The organism is Lichenicola cladoniae (assembly GCF_013201075.1).
GTDB lineage: Bacteria > Pseudomonadota > Alphaproteobacteria > Acetobacterales > Acetobacteraceae > Lichenicola > Lichenicola cladoniae.
On the sequence record NZ_CP053708.1, the window covers coordinates 1224988 to 1241578 of the forward strand.

Annotated in this window: 16 protein-coding genes; 7 read left to right on the forward strand and 9 right to left on the reverse strand. The window is 67.1% G+C overall.

Annotated elements, in window-relative coordinates; genetic code table 11:
• Positions 1-16: 16 nt before the first annotated feature.
• The 3 genes from HN018_RS05585 to HN018_RS05595 all read right to left on the reverse strand — a co-directional run bounded on the left by HN018_RS05585 (position 17) and on the right by HN018_RS05595 (position 3365).
• Positions 17-1441 carry a murein hydrolase activator EnvC family protein gene (locus HN018_RS05585; protein WP_171834579.1) on the reverse strand — a complete coding sequence of 475 codons (1425 nt, stop codon included), beginning with the start codon at positions 1439-1441 and terminating at the stop codon, positions 17-19.
• Between the two features lie 61 nt (positions 1442-1502).
• Positions 1503-3047 (reverse strand): 2,3-bisphosphoglycerate-independent phosphoglycerate mutase, encoded by a 1545-nt coding sequence (gpmI, locus tag HN018_RS05590; RefSeq protein WP_171834580.1) that lies wholly within the window; start codon positions 3045-3047, stop codon positions 1503-1505.
• A 162-nt stretch (positions 3048-3209) separates the two neighbouring features.
• Positions 3210-3365: a hypothetical protein gene (locus tag HN018_RS05595; RefSeq protein ID WP_171834390.1), complete on the reverse strand. Its 156-nt coding sequence runs from the start codon at positions 3363-3365 to the stop codon at positions 3210-3212.
• 128 nt (positions 3366-3493) lie between these two features.
• Here HN018_RS05595 and msrB point away from each other — a divergent pair, with 128 nt between their 5' ends.
• Positions 3494-3922 (forward strand): peptide-methionine (R)-S-oxide reductase MsrB, encoded by a 429-nt coding sequence (gene msrB, locus HN018_RS05600; protein WP_171834581.1) that lies wholly within the window; start codon positions 3494-3496, stop codon positions 3920-3922.
• Positions 3923-3943: 21 nt separating this feature from the next.
• On the opposite strand, the gene HN018_RS05605 is transcribed toward msrB, so the two are convergent.
• On the reverse strand, positions 3944-4435 hold the full coding sequence (locus tag HN018_RS05605) for a hypothetical protein (RefSeq protein WP_171834582.1): 492 nt from the start codon (positions 4433-4435) through the stop codon (positions 3944-3946).
• Positions 4432-4935: a hypothetical protein gene (locus HN018_RS05610; protein ID WP_171834583.1), complete on the reverse strand. Its 504-nt coding sequence runs from the start codon at positions 4933-4935 to the stop codon at positions 4432-4434. The genes HN018_RS05605 and HN018_RS05610 overlap by 4 nt, the downstream gene beginning before the upstream one ends.
• Positions 4936-5075: 140 nt before the next feature.
• On the opposite strand from HN018_RS05610, the gene upp reads away from it, so the two are divergent.
• Entirely contained in the window at positions 5076-5714 is a 639-nt protein-coding gene (upp, locus tag HN018_RS05615; RefSeq protein WP_171834966.1) for a uracil phosphoribosyltransferase, read from the forward strand.
• A 118-nt stretch (positions 5715-5832) separates the two neighbouring features.
• Here upp and HN018_RS05620 read toward each other — a convergent pair whose 3' ends face one another.
• A complete protein-coding gene (locus HN018_RS05620; protein ID WP_171834584.1) occupies positions 5833-6504 on the reverse strand; it encodes a GntR family transcriptional regulator in 672 nt (223 codons plus the stop codon).
• A gap of 280 nt (positions 6505-6784) precedes the next feature.
• Between HN018_RS05620 and HN018_RS05625 the strand changes: the two genes are divergently transcribed.
• Genes HN018_RS05625 through HN018_RS05645 form a run of 5 tightly spaced genes read left to right on the forward strand, consistent with a single transcriptional unit; the run spans position 6785 to position 11478 of the window.
• Positions 6785-7726, forward strand: coding sequence for an ABC transporter substrate-binding protein (locus HN018_RS05625; protein ID WP_204259681.1), 942 nt, complete (start codon positions 6785-6787; stop codon positions 7724-7726).
• A gap of 5 nt (positions 7727-7731) precedes the next feature.
• Positions 7732-8520: an ABC transporter ATP-binding protein gene (locus tag HN018_RS05630; RefSeq protein WP_204259682.1), complete on the forward strand. Its 789-nt coding sequence runs from the start codon at positions 7732-7734 to the stop codon at positions 8518-8520.
• Positions 8483-9328, forward strand: coding sequence for an ABC transporter permease (locus tag HN018_RS05635; RefSeq protein ID WP_171834586.1), 846 nt, complete (start codon positions 8483-8485; stop codon positions 9326-9328). Before HN018_RS05630 ends, HN018_RS05635 begins: the two co-directional genes overlap by 38 nt.
• A gap of 24 nt (positions 9329-9352) precedes the next feature.
• On the forward strand, positions 9353-10276 hold the full coding sequence (locus tag HN018_RS05640) for an acetamidase/formamidase family protein (protein WP_171834587.1): 924 nt from the start codon (positions 9353-9355) through the stop codon (positions 10274-10276).
• Positions 10273-11478, forward strand: coding sequence for an amidase family protein (locus HN018_RS05645; protein ID WP_171834588.1), 1206 nt, complete (start codon positions 10273-10275; stop codon positions 11476-11478). The genes HN018_RS05640 and HN018_RS05645 overlap by 4 nt, the downstream gene beginning before the upstream one ends.
• A gap of 75 nt (positions 11479-11553) precedes the next feature.
• Here HN018_RS05645 and HN018_RS05650 read toward each other — a convergent pair whose 3' ends face one another.
• The 3 genes from HN018_RS05650 to carB form a co-directional block, all read right to left on the reverse strand.
• Positions 11554-12750 carry a threonine ammonia-lyase gene (locus HN018_RS05650; RefSeq protein WP_171834589.1) on the reverse strand — a complete coding sequence of 399 codons (1197 nt, stop codon included), beginning with the start codon at positions 12748-12750 and terminating at the stop codon, positions 11554-11556.
• Between the two features lie 13 nt (positions 12751-12763).
• Positions 12764-13237, reverse strand: a complete 474-nt coding sequence (gene greA / locus HN018_RS05655) for a transcription elongation factor GreA (RefSeq protein WP_171834590.1) — start codon at positions 13235-13237, stop codon at positions 12764-12766.
• A gap of 97 nt (positions 13238-13334) precedes the next feature.
• Complete coding sequence (carB, locus tag HN018_RS05660; RefSeq protein ID WP_171834591.1) at positions 13335-16589, reverse strand: carbamoyl-phosphate synthase large subunit; 3255 nt, start codon at positions 16587-16589, stop codon at positions 13335-13337.
• Positions 16590-16591 lie beyond the last annotated feature (2 nt).

A 16591-nucleotide genomic window follows, 5' to 3' on the forward strand; every position in this document is an offset into this window, starting at 1 on the left:
AACCGGCTCGGCACACTTAATGGCCGGCCTGCAGGAACCGGCTCGGGTCGATCGTTGCGTCACCGTGCCGGAGCTGCACATAGAGTCCGGAGGATGCGCCTGCGGAGCCCGCCGCCGGCATCCTGCCGATTGCAGCACCACGTGCCAGCGACTGGCCGATCGCCACGTCGAGCCGATCCAGCCCGGCCAGCACGAACCGGTACTGGTGGCCGCAATCCAGGATCAGCATGCGGCCGTACGATCGGAACGGACCGGCGAAATCGACCCGGCCGGCACACGGCGCGGTGACGGTCGCCAGCGAGGGCGGGGCGTAGGTGATGCCGGCGGCTTTGCCGCCATCGGTCCGGTCGCCGAAGGAATGCACCACCCGCCCGGCGACCAGGCTGGCACCCGAGCCCGTCGCCCCGGCGGATTGCTCCTGCAATCCCGGGCCCGCAGGCACCGCCAGGCTCGCCGCACTCGCGCGGGCCTCCGTGGCATCGTCGGGGCGGCGTGCCGCTTCCGCCTGCGCGGCCTGTTGCTGGAAGCGCGCCTGCGCCGTTTTCTCGGCAGCCTCGATCCGTGCCACCGCATCGCCGAGCGTCGCTGCCTTGGCCGCGGCGTCCGCCGCCGAACGGGCCGCGCGGTCGGCGGCCGCGCTCGATGCGAGCTGCACCGCCTGGGCGGCCTGGGCTTTTGCCGCCACCTGCACCTGCTGCTCGGCCTGATGACGTTGCAGCGCCGAGAGCCGCGCCTGCTCCTGGTCGAGCTGCACGCCCAGCGCCGTCAGCCTTGCCTGCTCCTGGCGCAGGACCCGGGCGCGCCGTTCGAGCTCCCCGCCCAGGCCGCGCAGCACCATGAGCCCGGTCATCGCGTCGTCCGGACTGACCGGTGCGCCCAGCAAGGTCTCCGACGGATACAGCGACAGCCGCTCGATCACCGGCAGCAGCGGCGCCAGGGCCGCGGCATCGGCGGCGAGCGCACGCCGGGCCACGTCGGCCTCGCCATCGAGTGCGGCGATCCGGTCCGATGCGGCCGCGGCATTGCGTTCGGTATCCTGCACCCGAGATGCGGCGGCGACGGTCGCGTCGGACAGCGCAGTCGCATGGGCATGGTCCTGCTCCGCCCGCAGCCTGGCCGCGGCAAGGCGGGCCGTCGCCTGGCTTGCAAGTCCCTTTGCCGCGAGCCGCTGCGCCGAGAGCGCCTGCCGCTGCGCCTGCAGGCGCCGCTGCTCCACGGACCGGTCCCGCCGCGACGCATGGTGCGACGCCGGTTGCGGCGCGGCGTGGCGATGCACCCTCTGGTCCGGCGGGCGCGCCACGGACATGGACGGCGCGACCAGCACCAGCATCCCGGCCACCAGGATCCGCCGCAGGCGCATCACGGGCGCCGGCCCGGGATCGATCGGGCTCGGCCGGCGTGCAGCGAGGCAGGGGGAGCCGGTGCCCGAAGCGTTGTTCATGCGCGGCGGCTCACCAGCATCGGGTATCCGGCCGAACTGTCCCCCTTCGCCGGATGACGCTCTAGCCGCCGGCGATCAGCGACTGCCCGGTCATCGCCAGCGGCTGCTCGAGCCCCATCAGCGCCAGGATAGTCGGCGCCAGATCGGCGAGCCGTCCGTCGGCCAGCGTCGAGTTCACCCGGCCGCTCAGCACCAGCGGCACCGCGTTCAGCGTGTGCGCGGTGTGCGGCTCGCCGGTGACCGGGTCGCGCATCATCTCGCAGTTGCCATGGTCCGCGGTGGCAAGCAGCACACCGCCTTGTGCATCGACCGCCGCGACAAGGCGGCCGAGCCCGGCATCGACGGTCTCCACCGCCTTGATCGCCGCCTGCAGGTTGCCGGTATGCCCGACCATGTCCGGGTTGGCGTAGTTCAGCACGATCAGGTCGTACTGGCCGGTCCCGATCGCCGCGACCGCCTTGTCGGTCAGTTCCGGCGCCGACATTTCCGGCTGCAAATCGTAGGTCGCGACCTTCGGCGAGGGCACCATGATGCGGTCCTCGCCCGGCAGCAGCGCCTCGCGGCCGCCATTCAGGAAGTAGGTGACGTGCGGGAATTTCTCGGTCTCGGCCATGCGCAGCTGGCGTCGTCCCGCCCTGGCCACGACTTCGCCGAGCAGGTCCTCGAGGTTCTGCGGCGCGAACAGCACGCCGAGCCGGTCGGCCAGGTCGTCGCTGTAGCGGGTCATGGCGACCACGCCGGCCAGTTGCGGCGGCGTCTCGCGGGGAAAGCCCGAGAATTCGACGTCCAGGATCGCGTTCATCAGCTGCCGGATCCGGTCGGCGCGGAAGTTGAACGAGACGATGCCGTCGCCGTCCTGCATGCCGTCATAGCCGTGCAGCACGGTCGGCGGGACGAACTCGTCGGTAATGCCCGACGCATAGGCGGCTTCGAGCACCTGGTCCGGATCCTGGTCGCGCGGCCCGTGTGCGGACACGATGGCGTTGTAGGCCATCTGCACGCGCTCCCAGCGCTTGTCCCGGTCCATCGCATAGTAGCGACCGGAGATCGTCGCGAGCTGAACCTGCGGCGGCAAGGAGCGGCGCAGTTCCGCTACGTCGGCACGCGCCGACTGCGGCGGCGTATCGCGGCCGTCGGTGAAGATGTGGAACGCCACCGGCACGCCGGCATCGACCAGGATGTGGGCAAGGGCGGCCGCGTGCGTCTGGTGCGAATGCACGCCGCCCGGCGATACCAGCCCCATCAGATGCGCGGTGCCGCCGGTCTCGTGCAGCGATGCGATCAGGGCGCGGAGGGCAGGTGCCTGCGCCAGCGACCCATCCTCGACCGCCATGGTGATACGCGGCAGCTCCTGCATCACCACCCGGCCGGCGCCGATATTGAGGTGGCCCACCTCGGAGTTGCCCATCTGGCCGAGCGGCAGCCCGACATCGTGCCCGCACGTCCGCAGGAACGAGCGTGGCCCCTGTGCCCAGAGCCGGTCGAAGTTGGGTGTCTCGGCCTGGGCCACCGCATTCTCGGTGCTGTCCTCGCGCCAGCCGAAGCCGTCGAGAATCACCAGCATCACGGGGCGCCTGGCCTGGCGGGTCGGGATGGTGGCTGGCATCGATATCTCCTCGGCCGGTCGAACGACAGGTCGGGAGCGATTGTGCCATCAAACTCCGAGGCTGCGAACCGTGCGGATCGCCGCAGCGGCCGCAGCCCCGGGAGCATACTGCCCGAACGATCGGTGTCAGGGACCGGATCGGGCAACCAGGGTCACGACGATCTAGTGGGCCGTCTTGGGGCCGGTCGTCGTCGGGTCGTTCGGGCCGGTGCTGCCACCGGTCGATGGCGGGTCGCTTGCCGGAAAGGTATCTTCCAGCGCGTCGTCTTCCATTTCCTCGGTGGTCGTCGGCACGTCGGTTTTCTTGTCTTCGTCCAAGGCTCGCCTCCTCTGGTGATCCTCGTGGCACAGCGCAGCCGGCGAACCCGGGTTGCGCGCCGGCACGTCCGGTCCAATCTTTCGGGAACACGATCCCCTCGAACTCAACGAACCCGGAGCACCCGCACATGAGCAGCTCAACCACGCCCGAGACCTCTGCCGGCGGCACCGAGGCCTTCGACGACGCAACCCTGCGCCAGCGACTGACGCCGCAGCAGTACCACGTGCTGCGCGAGCACGGCACCGAGCGCGCCGGCACCAGCCCGCTGAACTACGAGAAGCGCGACGGCCTGTTCCACTGCGCGGTCTGCGACAGCGCGCTGTTCAGCTCCGACACCAAGTACGAGAGCGGCAGCGGCTGGCCGAGCTTCTTCGCGCCGATCGAGGGTGCGGTCGAGAACTTGGTCGATACCAGCCACGGCATGCGCCGGGTCGAAGTGCTTTGCGCCAAGTGCAAGAGCCATCTCGGCCACGTCTTCCCGGACGGACCGAAGCCGACCGGCGAACGTTATTGCATGAACGGCGTGTCGCTGGCGTTCGAGCCCGCAGCTGGCTGAACGATCACCGGGCGCCGGGGCCTACTGCAGGAAGCCCCAGCGTTCGGTCGCCGGTTCCGCCTGCGCCCAGTTCCAGCTTCCCGACCCGGGCTCGGAACATTCCGTCGTGACGTAGTCGGCGTGGCGGTATCCATCGACGACGGTGAACACGACCTCGCGGCAGTCGGCCAGCGGGTTCGGTATCATACCGGCGACCCGAAGGGTTCCGTGTGCATCGCCGAACGGCAGCGTATGGGAGATGTGCCACTCGGCTGCCTCACCGGGCGGGAGCCGGCCCGCGACCTCGGCGATCGCATCCTGCTGGCCTTCCTGCTGCACCCGCGCGATGTAGTGCACCAGCGCATCGACCGCCGCCTTGGTGCCGAGCCCGACCGCCGTCCCGACCACCGGATTGACGCTCGCCGTCCCGACCGCGACCCCGACGACCGCACCGGCGCCGCTGCCGATCGACCCGCACCCCTGCAGCGGCAGCAGGGCCATCGCGATCATGCCGAGCCGCGCGGCGCCGCTCATTGCAGGGCGCCCCAGCGCGACGTTGCCGGTTCGGCGGTGGCCCAATGCCAGGTTCCGTCGGCCTGGCAGACCGACGCGGTATAGAATCGCCGGGCCGGGTGCTTCTCACGGACGTAATCGACCGAGAAGACGATCTCCTTGCACGACAAGCCGGCCGCGTCGTTGCCGATCAGCCGGACCACCGCGACCTCGCCATGCTCGTTCGCCTCGATCGGGATGTCGTGGTCCACCCGCCATGGGCCGCTGCCGCCGACCGGCAGCCGGCCGGCGACCGAGGCGATCCGTTGCTGTTCGGCGTGATGCACGGATTTCTCCAAGGACTGCACCGCAGCCGATGCCACCGCCTGCGCGCCGAGGCCAATGCCCGTGGTGACTGCCGCATTGCTGGTGATCGCACTGGCCACCGCCGCGCCGCCGACGCCCGCGCCGGCGGCCGAGCCCTCGGTCAACAGCGACGAGCATCCTGCCAGCCAGACGCTCGACACGCCGATGGCCGCCACGGCGAGCCAGGCCCGCCGCGTTTGGTCTAAAACTCTCAAATCATCCCCCGTTGCCGGTCTTTCAACAATCGTGCCCGACGAACCGCTGTTTCGGCAACGGCACCGATGGCATTTCGGCCCGGCGATGCTAGACGATGGACATGGCAAGCTTCCCGAACGTCGTCGTCCTCGACCACCCGCTGGTGCAGCACAAGCTGACCCGTCTTCGTCAGGTCACCACGTCGACCGCGGGTTTCCGGCGGCTGACCCGCGAGATCAGCCTGCTGATGGCCTACGAGGCGACCCGCGATTTGAAGCTGGAACCGGTCGAGATCGAGACACCGCTCGAGCCGATGACCGCCACCATGCTGTCCGGCAAGAAGCTGTGCTTCGTCTCGATCCTGCGCGCCGGCAACGGCATCCTCGACGGGATGCTGGACCTGGTCCCGGCCGCGCGGGTCGGGCATATCGGCCTCTACCGCGATCCGGACACGCTGGAGCCGGTCGAATATTACATCAAGCTGCCCGACGATCTTTCGGAACGCTTCTGCATCGTCGTCGATCCGATGCTGGCGACCGGCCACTCCGCGGTCGTGGCGGTGACCAAGCTGAAGCAGGCGGGCGCGAAACAGATCGCCTTCGTGTGCCTGCTGTCGGTGCCAGAGGGGCTCGCCACCTTCACCGAGGCGCATCCGGACGTGAAGGTCATCACGGCGGCGATCGACCGCGAACTCGACGAGCATGGCTATATCCGGCCGGGCCTCGGCGATGCCGGCGACCGGCTATTCGGCACCAAGTAGCGGGACTGCACAGGACGACATGTTCTGATCGCTCGAGATCAGAAAGGCACCTCGCGCCGACAGGTGTCTGACCGCCGGGAATCGCGCCTGCTGAGTCGAACCCTGCATTGCCTCTGCGTCAGACGATGCGATCCGACCGGGTCAGACGCGCCTGCACATTCTCCTCGATCGCGCGCAATGTCTGCTCGAGATGCTCCGCGGTTTTCCGCGCTGCCACCTCGGCATCGCCGTTCCGGTAATGCTGCAGCAGCTCCGCGTGATCGGCGTTGTTGAACGCCATCAGTTCCTTGGATGCATGCATGGACAGGGTAACGTAGGCACCGGCCGCTTCGGCCAGGCTGGCGACGATCCGGGCCAGCCTCCCGTCCGGAGCGGACAGCGTCAGCTCGCGGTGGAAGACCACGTTGAGCCCGGCCCATCGCTCCGGGTCCAGCTCGGCGCAGAGCCGGAGATGGGTGGCTTCCGCGGCGGCGAGATCCCCCGGCAATGCCAAGGCGAGGGCGCTGACCACCAGCCGTGGTTCGAGCAGGATGCGAAGCTCATAGAGTTCGCGGACGTCGGCCAGCGTCAGGCCGCGAACCAGAACGCCGCGATGGGTGTCCAGTCCGATCAACCCTTCGGCCAGAAGATCGCGGAAGGCCTCGCGCACCGGCGTCGTGCTGACGCCGAGACGGGCTGCAACCTCCTCCTGCCGAAGACGCGCTCCAGCCTGGTGCGTGCCTCTGAGGATCTCGGTCCGGAGCACTCCGACGACATACTGCCGGGCCGTCTGGGGTCGTCTGCTGTCCATACTTCGTCCCCGAAAATCCGACTTCAGTTCGGTCGTTCCCATACCGTGAGGCAAGCTGGTGCTCCAAGGGCAGGGTGCGCCTCATAAGCGTGCATTATGCACAATGCACGCTTATCGCATGGCGCGCAGGGCGGTTCGCAGCGTGTCGTGGCCGCGAGCCACGGCGCGGCACGGCTCTTGCGATGCGGAGGTTCGTAACAAGTCGGCGGTAAAAACGATGATCGGACTGCCTTTCCCTGGACTTTCCCGGCGCGGTGCTCTTCAGGCTGCAGGTGCGGCCGTGCTGACGTCCCTTACGGCGCCACGCCTCGCCCGCGCCGCCACTCGCGAGGTCACGTTCGTCGAAGCCGTACATAATCTCGGCTACATCGATCTCTATGTCGGCCAGCACGCAGGATATTTCGAGAAGAACGGCATCAAGCTGAACGTGTCGGCGGCAGGCGGGGATACCCAGGCCTTCGCCGCCGTGCTCGGTGGCTCGGCGATGTTCGGCATCGGCGACCCGACCATGGTTCCGATTTCCGTCGAGAAAGGCGGGCCGGGCAAGGTCGTCGGCAGCGTGGTGCAGCGGGCGCAGTATTTCGGGGTCTCGGAGACACTCAAGCCGATCACCGATCCAAAGCAATTTAAAGGTCTGCGGATCGTCACATCGCCCGACCCGAACACCAACTACAGCGTGACGAAACGTCTGCTGACGCAGGCGGGACTGGTGATCGGCCGCGACGTGCAGATCATCCAGGTCTCGCCCGGTACCGAGATCGGCGCCATGCTGGCCGGACAGGCCGATGTCGCCATTGCCTATCAGCCCGGTGTCGCACAGGCGAAATCCCAGGGCGCGCACATCGTGTTCGACTTCTCGAATGCGATCGGTCCGTTCTGCAACACCGGGATCATGGTGCTCGACAACACGATCAAGGGAAATCCCGACATCATCCAATCGCTCTGCAACGGGTTCCAGCAGGCGATGCGACGGACGTATGCCGATCCGGCCTTCGCCAAGCAGGTCGCCCGGAAGGAGTTCCCCCAGCTTCCGCCTGATGTCATCGACAACGCGATCGACACGGAACTGCAGTACCGAATCCCGTCGGAGTCCGTCGTGGTCGACGAAGCTCAGTGGGATAATCTGATGAAGATGCAGGTGTATCTGAAGAACATCGAAGGCACGACGAAGTTCGAACAGATCGTCGATAACAGCTTCGCCAGGAAAGCGGCTGCAGGCTGAGCGGGTTGGCCCAGGCCCCGGGCAAGCGGAAAGCACTGCTCGAGGCACATGATCTCGGCAAGGACTTCCTGTCGGACGACGGGAGCGAGCTCGAGATCATCCGCTCGATCTCGTTCACGCTCGCCCCCGGGGAGATCGTCAGCCTGGTCGGACCGTCCGGCTGCGGCAAGACAACGCTTCTGAACCTTCTCTGCCGCCTCACCGAGCCGAGCCGGGGCGCCGTGCTCTGGAATGGTCACGAGATCGGCAGCGTGCCTCCCGGCGTCGGATACATGCTGCAGAAAGACCTGTTGCTGCCGTGGCGGACGGCACTCGGGAACGTCATGCTCGGCCTCGAGGTGAAGGGGGGCACCCGCGCTGCGAACACCGCGCGGGCCCACGCACTGCTCGACCAGCTCGGGCTCGCGGCGTTCGCAGGACACTACCCGTCGACGCTGTCGGGCGGCATGCGGCAACGGGTGGCGCTTGCTCGAACGCTCGCACCCGAACCGGACGTGCTGCTGTTCGACGAACCGTTCTCGGCTCTCGACTTCCAGACGAAGATCCTGATCGAGCGGGACACGCTTCGGCTCGTGCGTGAGCTGGGGCGCTCGCTCCTGCTCATCACGCACGATGTCGAGGAAGCCGTCAGCCTGTCCGATCGTGTCCTCGTCCTGTCACGCCGGCCCTGCACAATCGTATCCGAACACAGGATCGATCTCGATGATGACCGCAGCAATCTTATCGCGCTTCGCGAAAGCAAGGGGTTCGCGCACCATGTCCGACAAATCTGGACAGAACTCGATATCCGTTGATGCGCGGGCACGTGCGCGTGTCTCGGAAGCCGTCGTGCGGCGGCGGCGTCAGCGGATACAGGTTCTGCTCTGCCAGCTTCTCTGCTTCGCCCTGATCATAGCGATCTGGCAATGGCAGACCGCGACGGGCGCGGTCAGCGCATTCCTCTACGGCTCGCCCTCGGGGATCGCCACGGCGCTTGTCGCAGCCGTCCGTAACGGCTCGCTATGGACGGATCTCACGACCACCGCGCTGGAGACTCTGGCCGGCTTCGCGCTCGGCAACGTCATCGGCACGACGCTCGGGCTTTTGCTCTGGTATTCGAAGTTCATTTCCCGTGTGCTGCAGCCGTTCATCCTGGCGCTCGGGTCGATCCCGATCATCGCACTCGCGCCGATCACCATCATCTGGTTCGGAACCGGCTTCGCGTCGAAAGTCGCCATGTCCACGCTGTCCGTCTTGGTCGTCTCGATCATCATCGCCTACAAGGGCGCGCTCGGCGTCGATCCCGACCAGATCAATCTCATGCTGTCGCTCCGCGCACGCCGGTCACAGGTGTTTCGCCTTCTCGTCGTGCCGGCCTCGATGACGGATATTTTCGCAGGGCTGAAGCTCACGGTCGGGTTCGCGCTCGTCGGCGCCATCGTCGGCGAGTTCATGTCCTCGACACAGGGGCTGGGCCACCAGATCTTCAAGTCGGGCAGCCTCTACGCGATTTCCGCGGTATTCGCGGAGCTGGCCGTGACCGTGGTCCTGGCGCTTATCCTGTCCAGCGTCGTGACGCATGTCGAGCGAATGCTGCTCCCATGGCGCCATGATCTTTCCTGAATCCATCGAGAGAAGAACAATCCAATGATCCGCACGATTTCCAAGGACGGCAACCTGAAATATGCGCTCGCCAGCGGTGAGCCGTGTATCGAGACCATACGGCCCGGCGAGATGATCCGCATCGAATGCGAAATCAACTGCAATGCGGGAATCATCACCTCGACCGATTCGAAGATCACCCCAGCCAATGTCCACTTCCCCTTCGTCAATCCGGCGACCGGACCGCTGTTCGTGGAGGGGGCGAAACGCGGCCAGGCTCTTGCCGTCACGATCCACGAGATGGAGCTGGACGAGATCGGCTATACCGCCCTGTATCCGGGATCCGGCATGTTCCCCGACTGGGTGAGAAACAAGGAGTTCGGGCACCATACACGTGCCATGCGCGTTTCGGACGGCGTCGTGCACTGGAGCGACACCAGGAAGCTGCCGATCAAGCCGATGGTCGGCGTGCTCGGGGTGGCACCCGTGCATGGTGGCGTACTGACCGTGGATAACGGAGTGCATGGCGGCAATCTCGACGTGCAGGAAATCGGCCCGGGCAGCACGATCACGTTCGACGTGCACCAGGACGGCGCAGGACTTTATGTCGGCGACTGCCACGCCCTGCAGGGCGACGGCGAGTGCGTCGGGATGGGTGCGACGGAAATCGGCGCGCGCGTCACCTTCAGCGTGGCGCTGGTGGACAAGCCCACGCGTCTCACCTGGCCGCGGATCGAGACCGCGACACATATCGCGACGCTCGGCTGCGCACGGCCGCTCGAGGATGCGATGCGGACGGCATTCCAGGAGATGGTCTACTGGCTGGCCGACGAGTACGGTTTCACCGAGGTCGAGGCTTATCTTTTTCTCGGCCAGATCGCCGAAGCCCGCTGCACGCAAGTGGTCAATCCCAAATACACCTACATCTGCAAGGTCGCGAAGAACCTGCTGAACGATCCGACGGCGTGACGCTTTCGGATCGGGTCGAAGGCGCGCTCGCACGCATTGCGCTGCGCGATAGTGCGCTCGGCGCCTGGGCGCATGTCGATACGGCCGGGGCGCGGCAGCAGGCGCGACGGGCGGATGATGCCGCGCCGCTTCGAGGTCTTCTGCTGGGGGTCAAGGACATCATCGATGTCGGGGGTCTTCCGTGTGGCGTCGGAAGTCCGATCTTCAGGGAGCGGCACGCCTTCGCCGACGCGGCGATCGTGGCGCGCCTCAAGGCGCTTGGCGCGATCGTGCTGGGCAAGACGGTGACCACGGCATTCGCCTTCCTGGACCCCGCCGCGACCCGCAATCCGCACGACCTGTCGCGCTCGCCCGGAGGATCCTCGAGCGGCTCGGCCGCCGCAGTCGCGGACAGGCATGTCGATGCGGCACTCGCAACACAGACGGCCGGCTCGATCGCGCGTCCTGCCGCCTTCTGCGGGATCGTCGGCTACAAGCCGACGCATGGGTTGTTCGGGCTTGCCGGCGTCGCCGCCTCGGCGCCAACGCTCGACACGGTCGGCTGGATGTCGCGCGACATCGCGACGACCTGCAGGATCCATGCGGCGTTGACCGGCGAACCCCCGTCCCGTCCCGCAAGCCGCCTCGGCTCCTGCCGCACCGTGCATTGGGAGCGGGCCGATGAGGCAATGCGCGATGCCTTCCTGCTGTGCGCGGCAGCACTCGGAGCCGCCGAAGTCGCATCTCCGCCGGCTGCACTGGACGTCCTGCACGCGACGATCATGCGCTTCGAGATGACCCGCGATCTCGCGACCGAATGGCTCCAGCACCGCGAGTTGCTGCCGCAATCCTTGCGGGAGTTCCTGTCGGGCGCCGCTCCCACCGATGACGCCTATCGGGCCGCCAGGTCGGCGCGGAACGGGTTCGACTTCGATGGGCTCTTCGGCGCCAGCCAGGTGCTCGTCCTGCCGTCGGCGGCGGGAGAGGCGGTGGCGTTCGGGTCGACCGGGGATCCGGCCTTCAACCGCTTCGTGACGCTGCTGGGATGCCCGAGCGTCACCTTGCCATTCGCCCGGGGTTTGGGAGGGCTACCGCTCGGACTGCAACTGATCGCCCGGCCGCATGAGGACGCGATGCTGCTGGCGACAGCTGCGATCGTCGAGCAGGCGATCCGTGATGACGGGTCATGGCCGTCCGGCATCACGCAGGCAGCGTTGGGATAATGGGATTTATTTCGCGTAACCTGGGACGTCCCTGAGCCCAGACATCAGGCAAGGCGTCCATCATTTCGCGAATTGCTAGATGCGCTTGACCACGTAGCGTTCCCGAAGCGCGTGCTCGATCTGCTGGGCGTGTTCGGGATCGCGGGCTTCCAGCATGACCTCGAGATGGGCCGCCTGCACGCTGGGGGTCGCGAACAGGCGCTGGTGCGACACCTCGATGATGTTGCCGCCGCTTTCGCCGATGATGGTGGCGATGTCCGCCAGCACGCCCGGGCGATCCGGAATTTCCATCAGCAGCCGCAGCAGCCGGCCATCGCGGAGCAGCGTGCGCAGCAGCGTGTTGGCCAGGATGCGGCTGTCGATATTGCCGCCGCAGACCGGTATCGCGACGCGCCGACCGCGGAACATGTCCGGGTTGGACAGGATGGCCGCAAGCGCTGCGGCGCCGGCGCCTTCGGCAACCTGCTTCGCCGCTTCCGCCATCAGCGTCAGCGCATCCTCGACTGCCAGTTCCGATACCGTAATGACCCGGCTGACATGGCGCTTTACCAGCTCGAGCGGTCGCCGGCCGACCTGTAGCACGGCCATGCCCTCGGCGATCGTGGCACCACCCGGCGGCATGACCTCGTCGGCCGGGAAGCCTGCCAGCGAGGCGTAGTTCTCCACCTGCACGCCGATGATCTCGATGCCCGGACGCATCTCGACGGCCGCGGCTGCACTGCCCGAAATCAGCCCGCCGCCGCCGATCGGGATCACCAGCACATCGAGCGGCCCGGCATCCTCGAGCAGCTCCAGCGTGAGCGTCCCCTGGCCGGCCATGACCGCGACATCGTCATAGGGATGGACGAACACCCGCCGTTCGCGCTCGCACAGCTCGAATGCGTGCACGCTCGCCTCGGAGAAGCTGAGACCGTGCAGGACGACGCGGGCGCCCCAGGCAGCGGTCCGGGTGACCTTCGCCGCCGGAGTGAATTTCGGCATGACGATGACGGCGTCGATGCCGAGCAGGCTCGCATGCCGCGCCACGCCCTGGGCATGGTTGCCGGCCGACACGGTGATCACGCCGCGGGCCCGCTCGTCGTCGGTCAACAGCGCCAGCTTGTTGGCGGCACCGCGCTCCTTGAACGAACCGACCGCCTGCAGGTTGTCGAGCTTCAGGGTGATGTCGGCGCCGGTGACGCGGGACAGTCTCTCGCTGCGGATCGTCGGCGTACGCAGGATGCGTCCGGCGATGCGCGCATGCGCATCCCGAACGTCCTGGAGACCGATCATCGCCCGGTCGATCTCAGCCGAAGCTGACGTTGAGGATCTCGTAGGTGCGGTCGCCGCCGGGCGCAGGTACCGATACCGTATCGCCCTTGCGCTTGCCGATCAGCGAACGGGCCAGCGGCGCCGACACCGAAAGCAGCCCCGACTTGATGTCGGCCTCGTACACGCCGACGATCTGATACGTGGCTTCCTTGTCGGTTTCCTCGTCGACCAGCTTCACCTGGGCGCCGAACTGCACGTGGTCGCCGGACAGGCTGGACGGATCGATCACCTCGACCGCCGAGATGACTTCCTCGAGCTCGCCGATCCGGCCCTCGACGAACGACTGGCGATCACGGGCCGCATCGTATTCGGCGTTCTCGGACAGGTCGCCGTGGCTGCGGGCCTCGGCGATCGCGCGGATGACCGCCGGGCGCTCCTCGCTCTTGAGCTTGCGGAGTTCGTCTTCGAGCCGCTGCAGGCCGCGGCCCGTCATTGGAAATTTCTGCAACGAACACGTCCCCAGACCTGGTGATAGGCTACATCGAAGCGATCGACGGACCGGCCCGGGCGGGAGTAACCCCAGGTGCCTTCCGTCGTCCGACCGCTCAGAACGATCCGTGAAAGTAGGACTGCAACGGGGCGACTTCAAGCGGGCCGGATCGCATTGCCGCGATCGCATAGACCGCCGCCCTGGCTCCGGCGATCGTGGTGAAGTGCGGAATGCCGTGGGTAAGGGCGCTGCGGCGGATGTCGAAGCTGTCGGTCACCGACTGCGCGCCGCCGGCAGTGTTGATCACCATCTGCACGTCGCCGGAGCGGATCGCGTCGACGCAGTGGGGCCGGCCCTCCAGCACCTTGTTGACGATGGCAGCCTCGATCCCGGCCTGCTTCAGGGTGGCGGCGGTGCCGCGCGTCGCCAGCAGCTTGAACCCCATATCGACCAGGCGCCGGCCCAGCGCGCCGATCGCCTGCTTGTCGCCTTGCCGCACCGACAGGAACACCGTGCCGGCCAGCGGCAGCTTCACCCCGGCGCCGAGCTGCGCCTTGGCGAAGGCGCGCTCGAAGCTGGCATCGAGGCCGATCACCTCGCCGGTCGAGCGCATTTCCGGACCCAGGATCACGTCGACGCCGGCGAACCGCGCGAACGGGAACACCGCTTCCTTGACCGCGACGTGCGGCGCAATGGCCCGGTCGTCGAGCCGGAACTCGGACAGCTTGGCGCCGGCCATCACCCGCGCGCCGATCTTGGCGATCGGCACCCCGGTCGCCTTGGCGACGAACGGCACGGTGCGCGACGCACGCGGATTGACCTCGAGCACATAGATCGTGTCGCCCTTGATCGCATACTGCACGTTCATCAGCCCGACGATGCCGAGCTCGCGCGCCATCGCCTCGGTCTGCGCCTTGAGCTCGGTGATGGTGGCGGGCGACAGCGAATAGGGCGGCAGCGAGCAGGCACTGTCGCCGGAATGGATGCCGGCCTCCTCGATATGCTCCATGACGCCGGCGACATAGACCTGGGTGCCGTCGCAGATGCAGTCGACATCGGTCTCGATCGCATCGTTCAGGTAGCGATCGATGAGGACCGGCCCGTTCGCGATGTCCGGCCCGGCCAGCTGCAGTGCCACGCGCATGTAGCGGGCGAGGCTGGCGCGGTCATGCACGATTTCCATCGCCCGGCCGCCCAGCACGTAGGACGGGCGGATCACCACGGGATAGCCGATCCGGTCGGCCACTGCCTCGGCTTCCGCCGGGGAACGGGCGATGCCGTTTTCCGGCTGGCGCAGGCCGAGCTTGTGCAGCATTGCCTGGAACCGCTCGCGGTCCTCGGCACGGTCGATCGCATCGGCGGGGGTGCCCAGGATCGGAATGCCGGCCCGCTCCAGCGCACGGCTCAGCTTCAGCGGGGTCTGGCCGCCATACTGCACGATGCAGCCGAGCACCGTGCCGGCCTCCTGCTCGCGCCGGATCAGCGCGATGACGTCCTCTTCGGTCAGCGGTTCGAAATACAGCCGGTCCGAGGTGTCGTAGTCGGTCGAGACGGTTTCGGGATTGCAGTTGACCATGATGGTCTCGAAGCCGGCCTCGCGCAGCGCATAGGCGGCATGGACGCAGCAATAGTCGAACTCGATGCCCTGGCCGATCCGGTTCGGCCCGCCGCCGAGGATGATGATCTTGTCCCGCGCGGTCGGGTCGCTCTCGCATTCCGGCTGGCCGTAGCCGCCTTCGTAGGTCGAGTACATGTACGGCGTGGCGGATGCGAACTCGGCAGCGCAGGTATCGATCCGTTTGTACACCGCATGCACGCCGAGGCGGGTGCGCAGCTGGTGCACCGCCGTTTCGTCAAGCCCGGACAGCACCGCCAGGCGCGCGTCCGAGAAGCCCATCGCCTTCAGGCGGCGCAGGCCGAACGCGTCCTGCGGCAGCCCGCCGGTCTCGACCTCACGCTCGCACACGATGATCTTGTCGATCTCGCGCAGGAACCACGGATCGAACTTGCAGGCGGTGTGGATGTCCTCGACCGACACGCCGGCGCGCAATGCCTGGGCTGCCATCAGGATGCGGTCGGGCTTCGGCTGGCTGAGCGCGGCGCGGAATGCATCATGCCCGCCATCGCCGGGCGGCTCGACCGGATCGAGACCGGACAGGCCGGTTTCCATCGAGCGCAGGCCCTTCTGCAGCGCCTCGTTGAAGCTGCGGCCGATCGACATCGCCTCACCGACCGATTTCATGCTGGTCGACAACATGGCAGGGCTGCCCGGGAACTTCTCGAAGGTGAAGCGCGGGATCTTCACCACGACATAGTCGATGGTCGGCTCGAATGCCGCCGGCGTGGTGCCGGTGATGTCGTTGGTGAGCTCGTCCAATGTGTAGCCGACGGCCAGGCGTGCCGCGACCTTGGCGATCGGGAAGCCGGTGGCCTTGGATGCGAGTGCCGAGGAGCGCGACACGCGCGGGTTCATCTCGATCACCACCATGCGCCCATCGGCCGGGTTGATGCCGAACTGCACGTTGGAGCCGCCGGTCTCGACGCCGATCTTGCGCAGGCACGCGATCGAGGCGTCGCGCATGCGCTGGTATTCCTTGTCGGTCAGCGTCAACGCCGGCGCGACAGTCACGGAATCCCCTGTGTGTACGCCCATCGGATCGATATTCTCGATCGAGCAGACGATGATGCAGTTGTCGGCGGTGTCGCGCACCACCTCCATCTCGTACTCTTTCCAGCCAAGCACGCTTTCCTCGATCAGCACCTCGGTGGTGGGCGACGCGTCCAGGCCGCCGGTGACGATCTGCTCGAATTCCTCGCGGTTGTAGGCGATGCCGCCGCCGGTGCCGCCCAGCGTGAAGGACGGCCGGATCACCGCCGGCAGGCCGACGATGGCGAGGGCGTCGCGCGCCTCGGCAAGCGTGTGCGCGATCACGCTCTTCGGGCTCTCGATGCCGATCTCGGCCATCGCGTCGCGGAACTTGAGCCGGTCCTCGGCACGGTCGATGACCTCGGCATTGGCGCCGATCAGCTCGACATTGTGCGCTTTCAGGAACCCCGAGGCGTCCAGCGCCATGGCGGTATTGAGCGCAGTCTGCCCGCCCATGGTCGGCAGGATCGCGTTGGGCTTCTCGCGCAGGATGATCCGCTCGACGAATTCCGGCGTGATCGGCTCGACATAGGTCGCATGCGCCAGGCCCGGGTCGGTCATGATCGTCGCCGGGTTGGAGTTCACCAGGATCACCCGGTAGCCCTCGTCGCGCAGCGTCTTGCAGGCCTGGGCGCCCGAATAATCGAACTCGCAGGCCTGGCCGATAACGATCGGGCCGGCGCCGATGATCAGGATGGAGTTTATGTCTGTCCGCTTGGGCATTA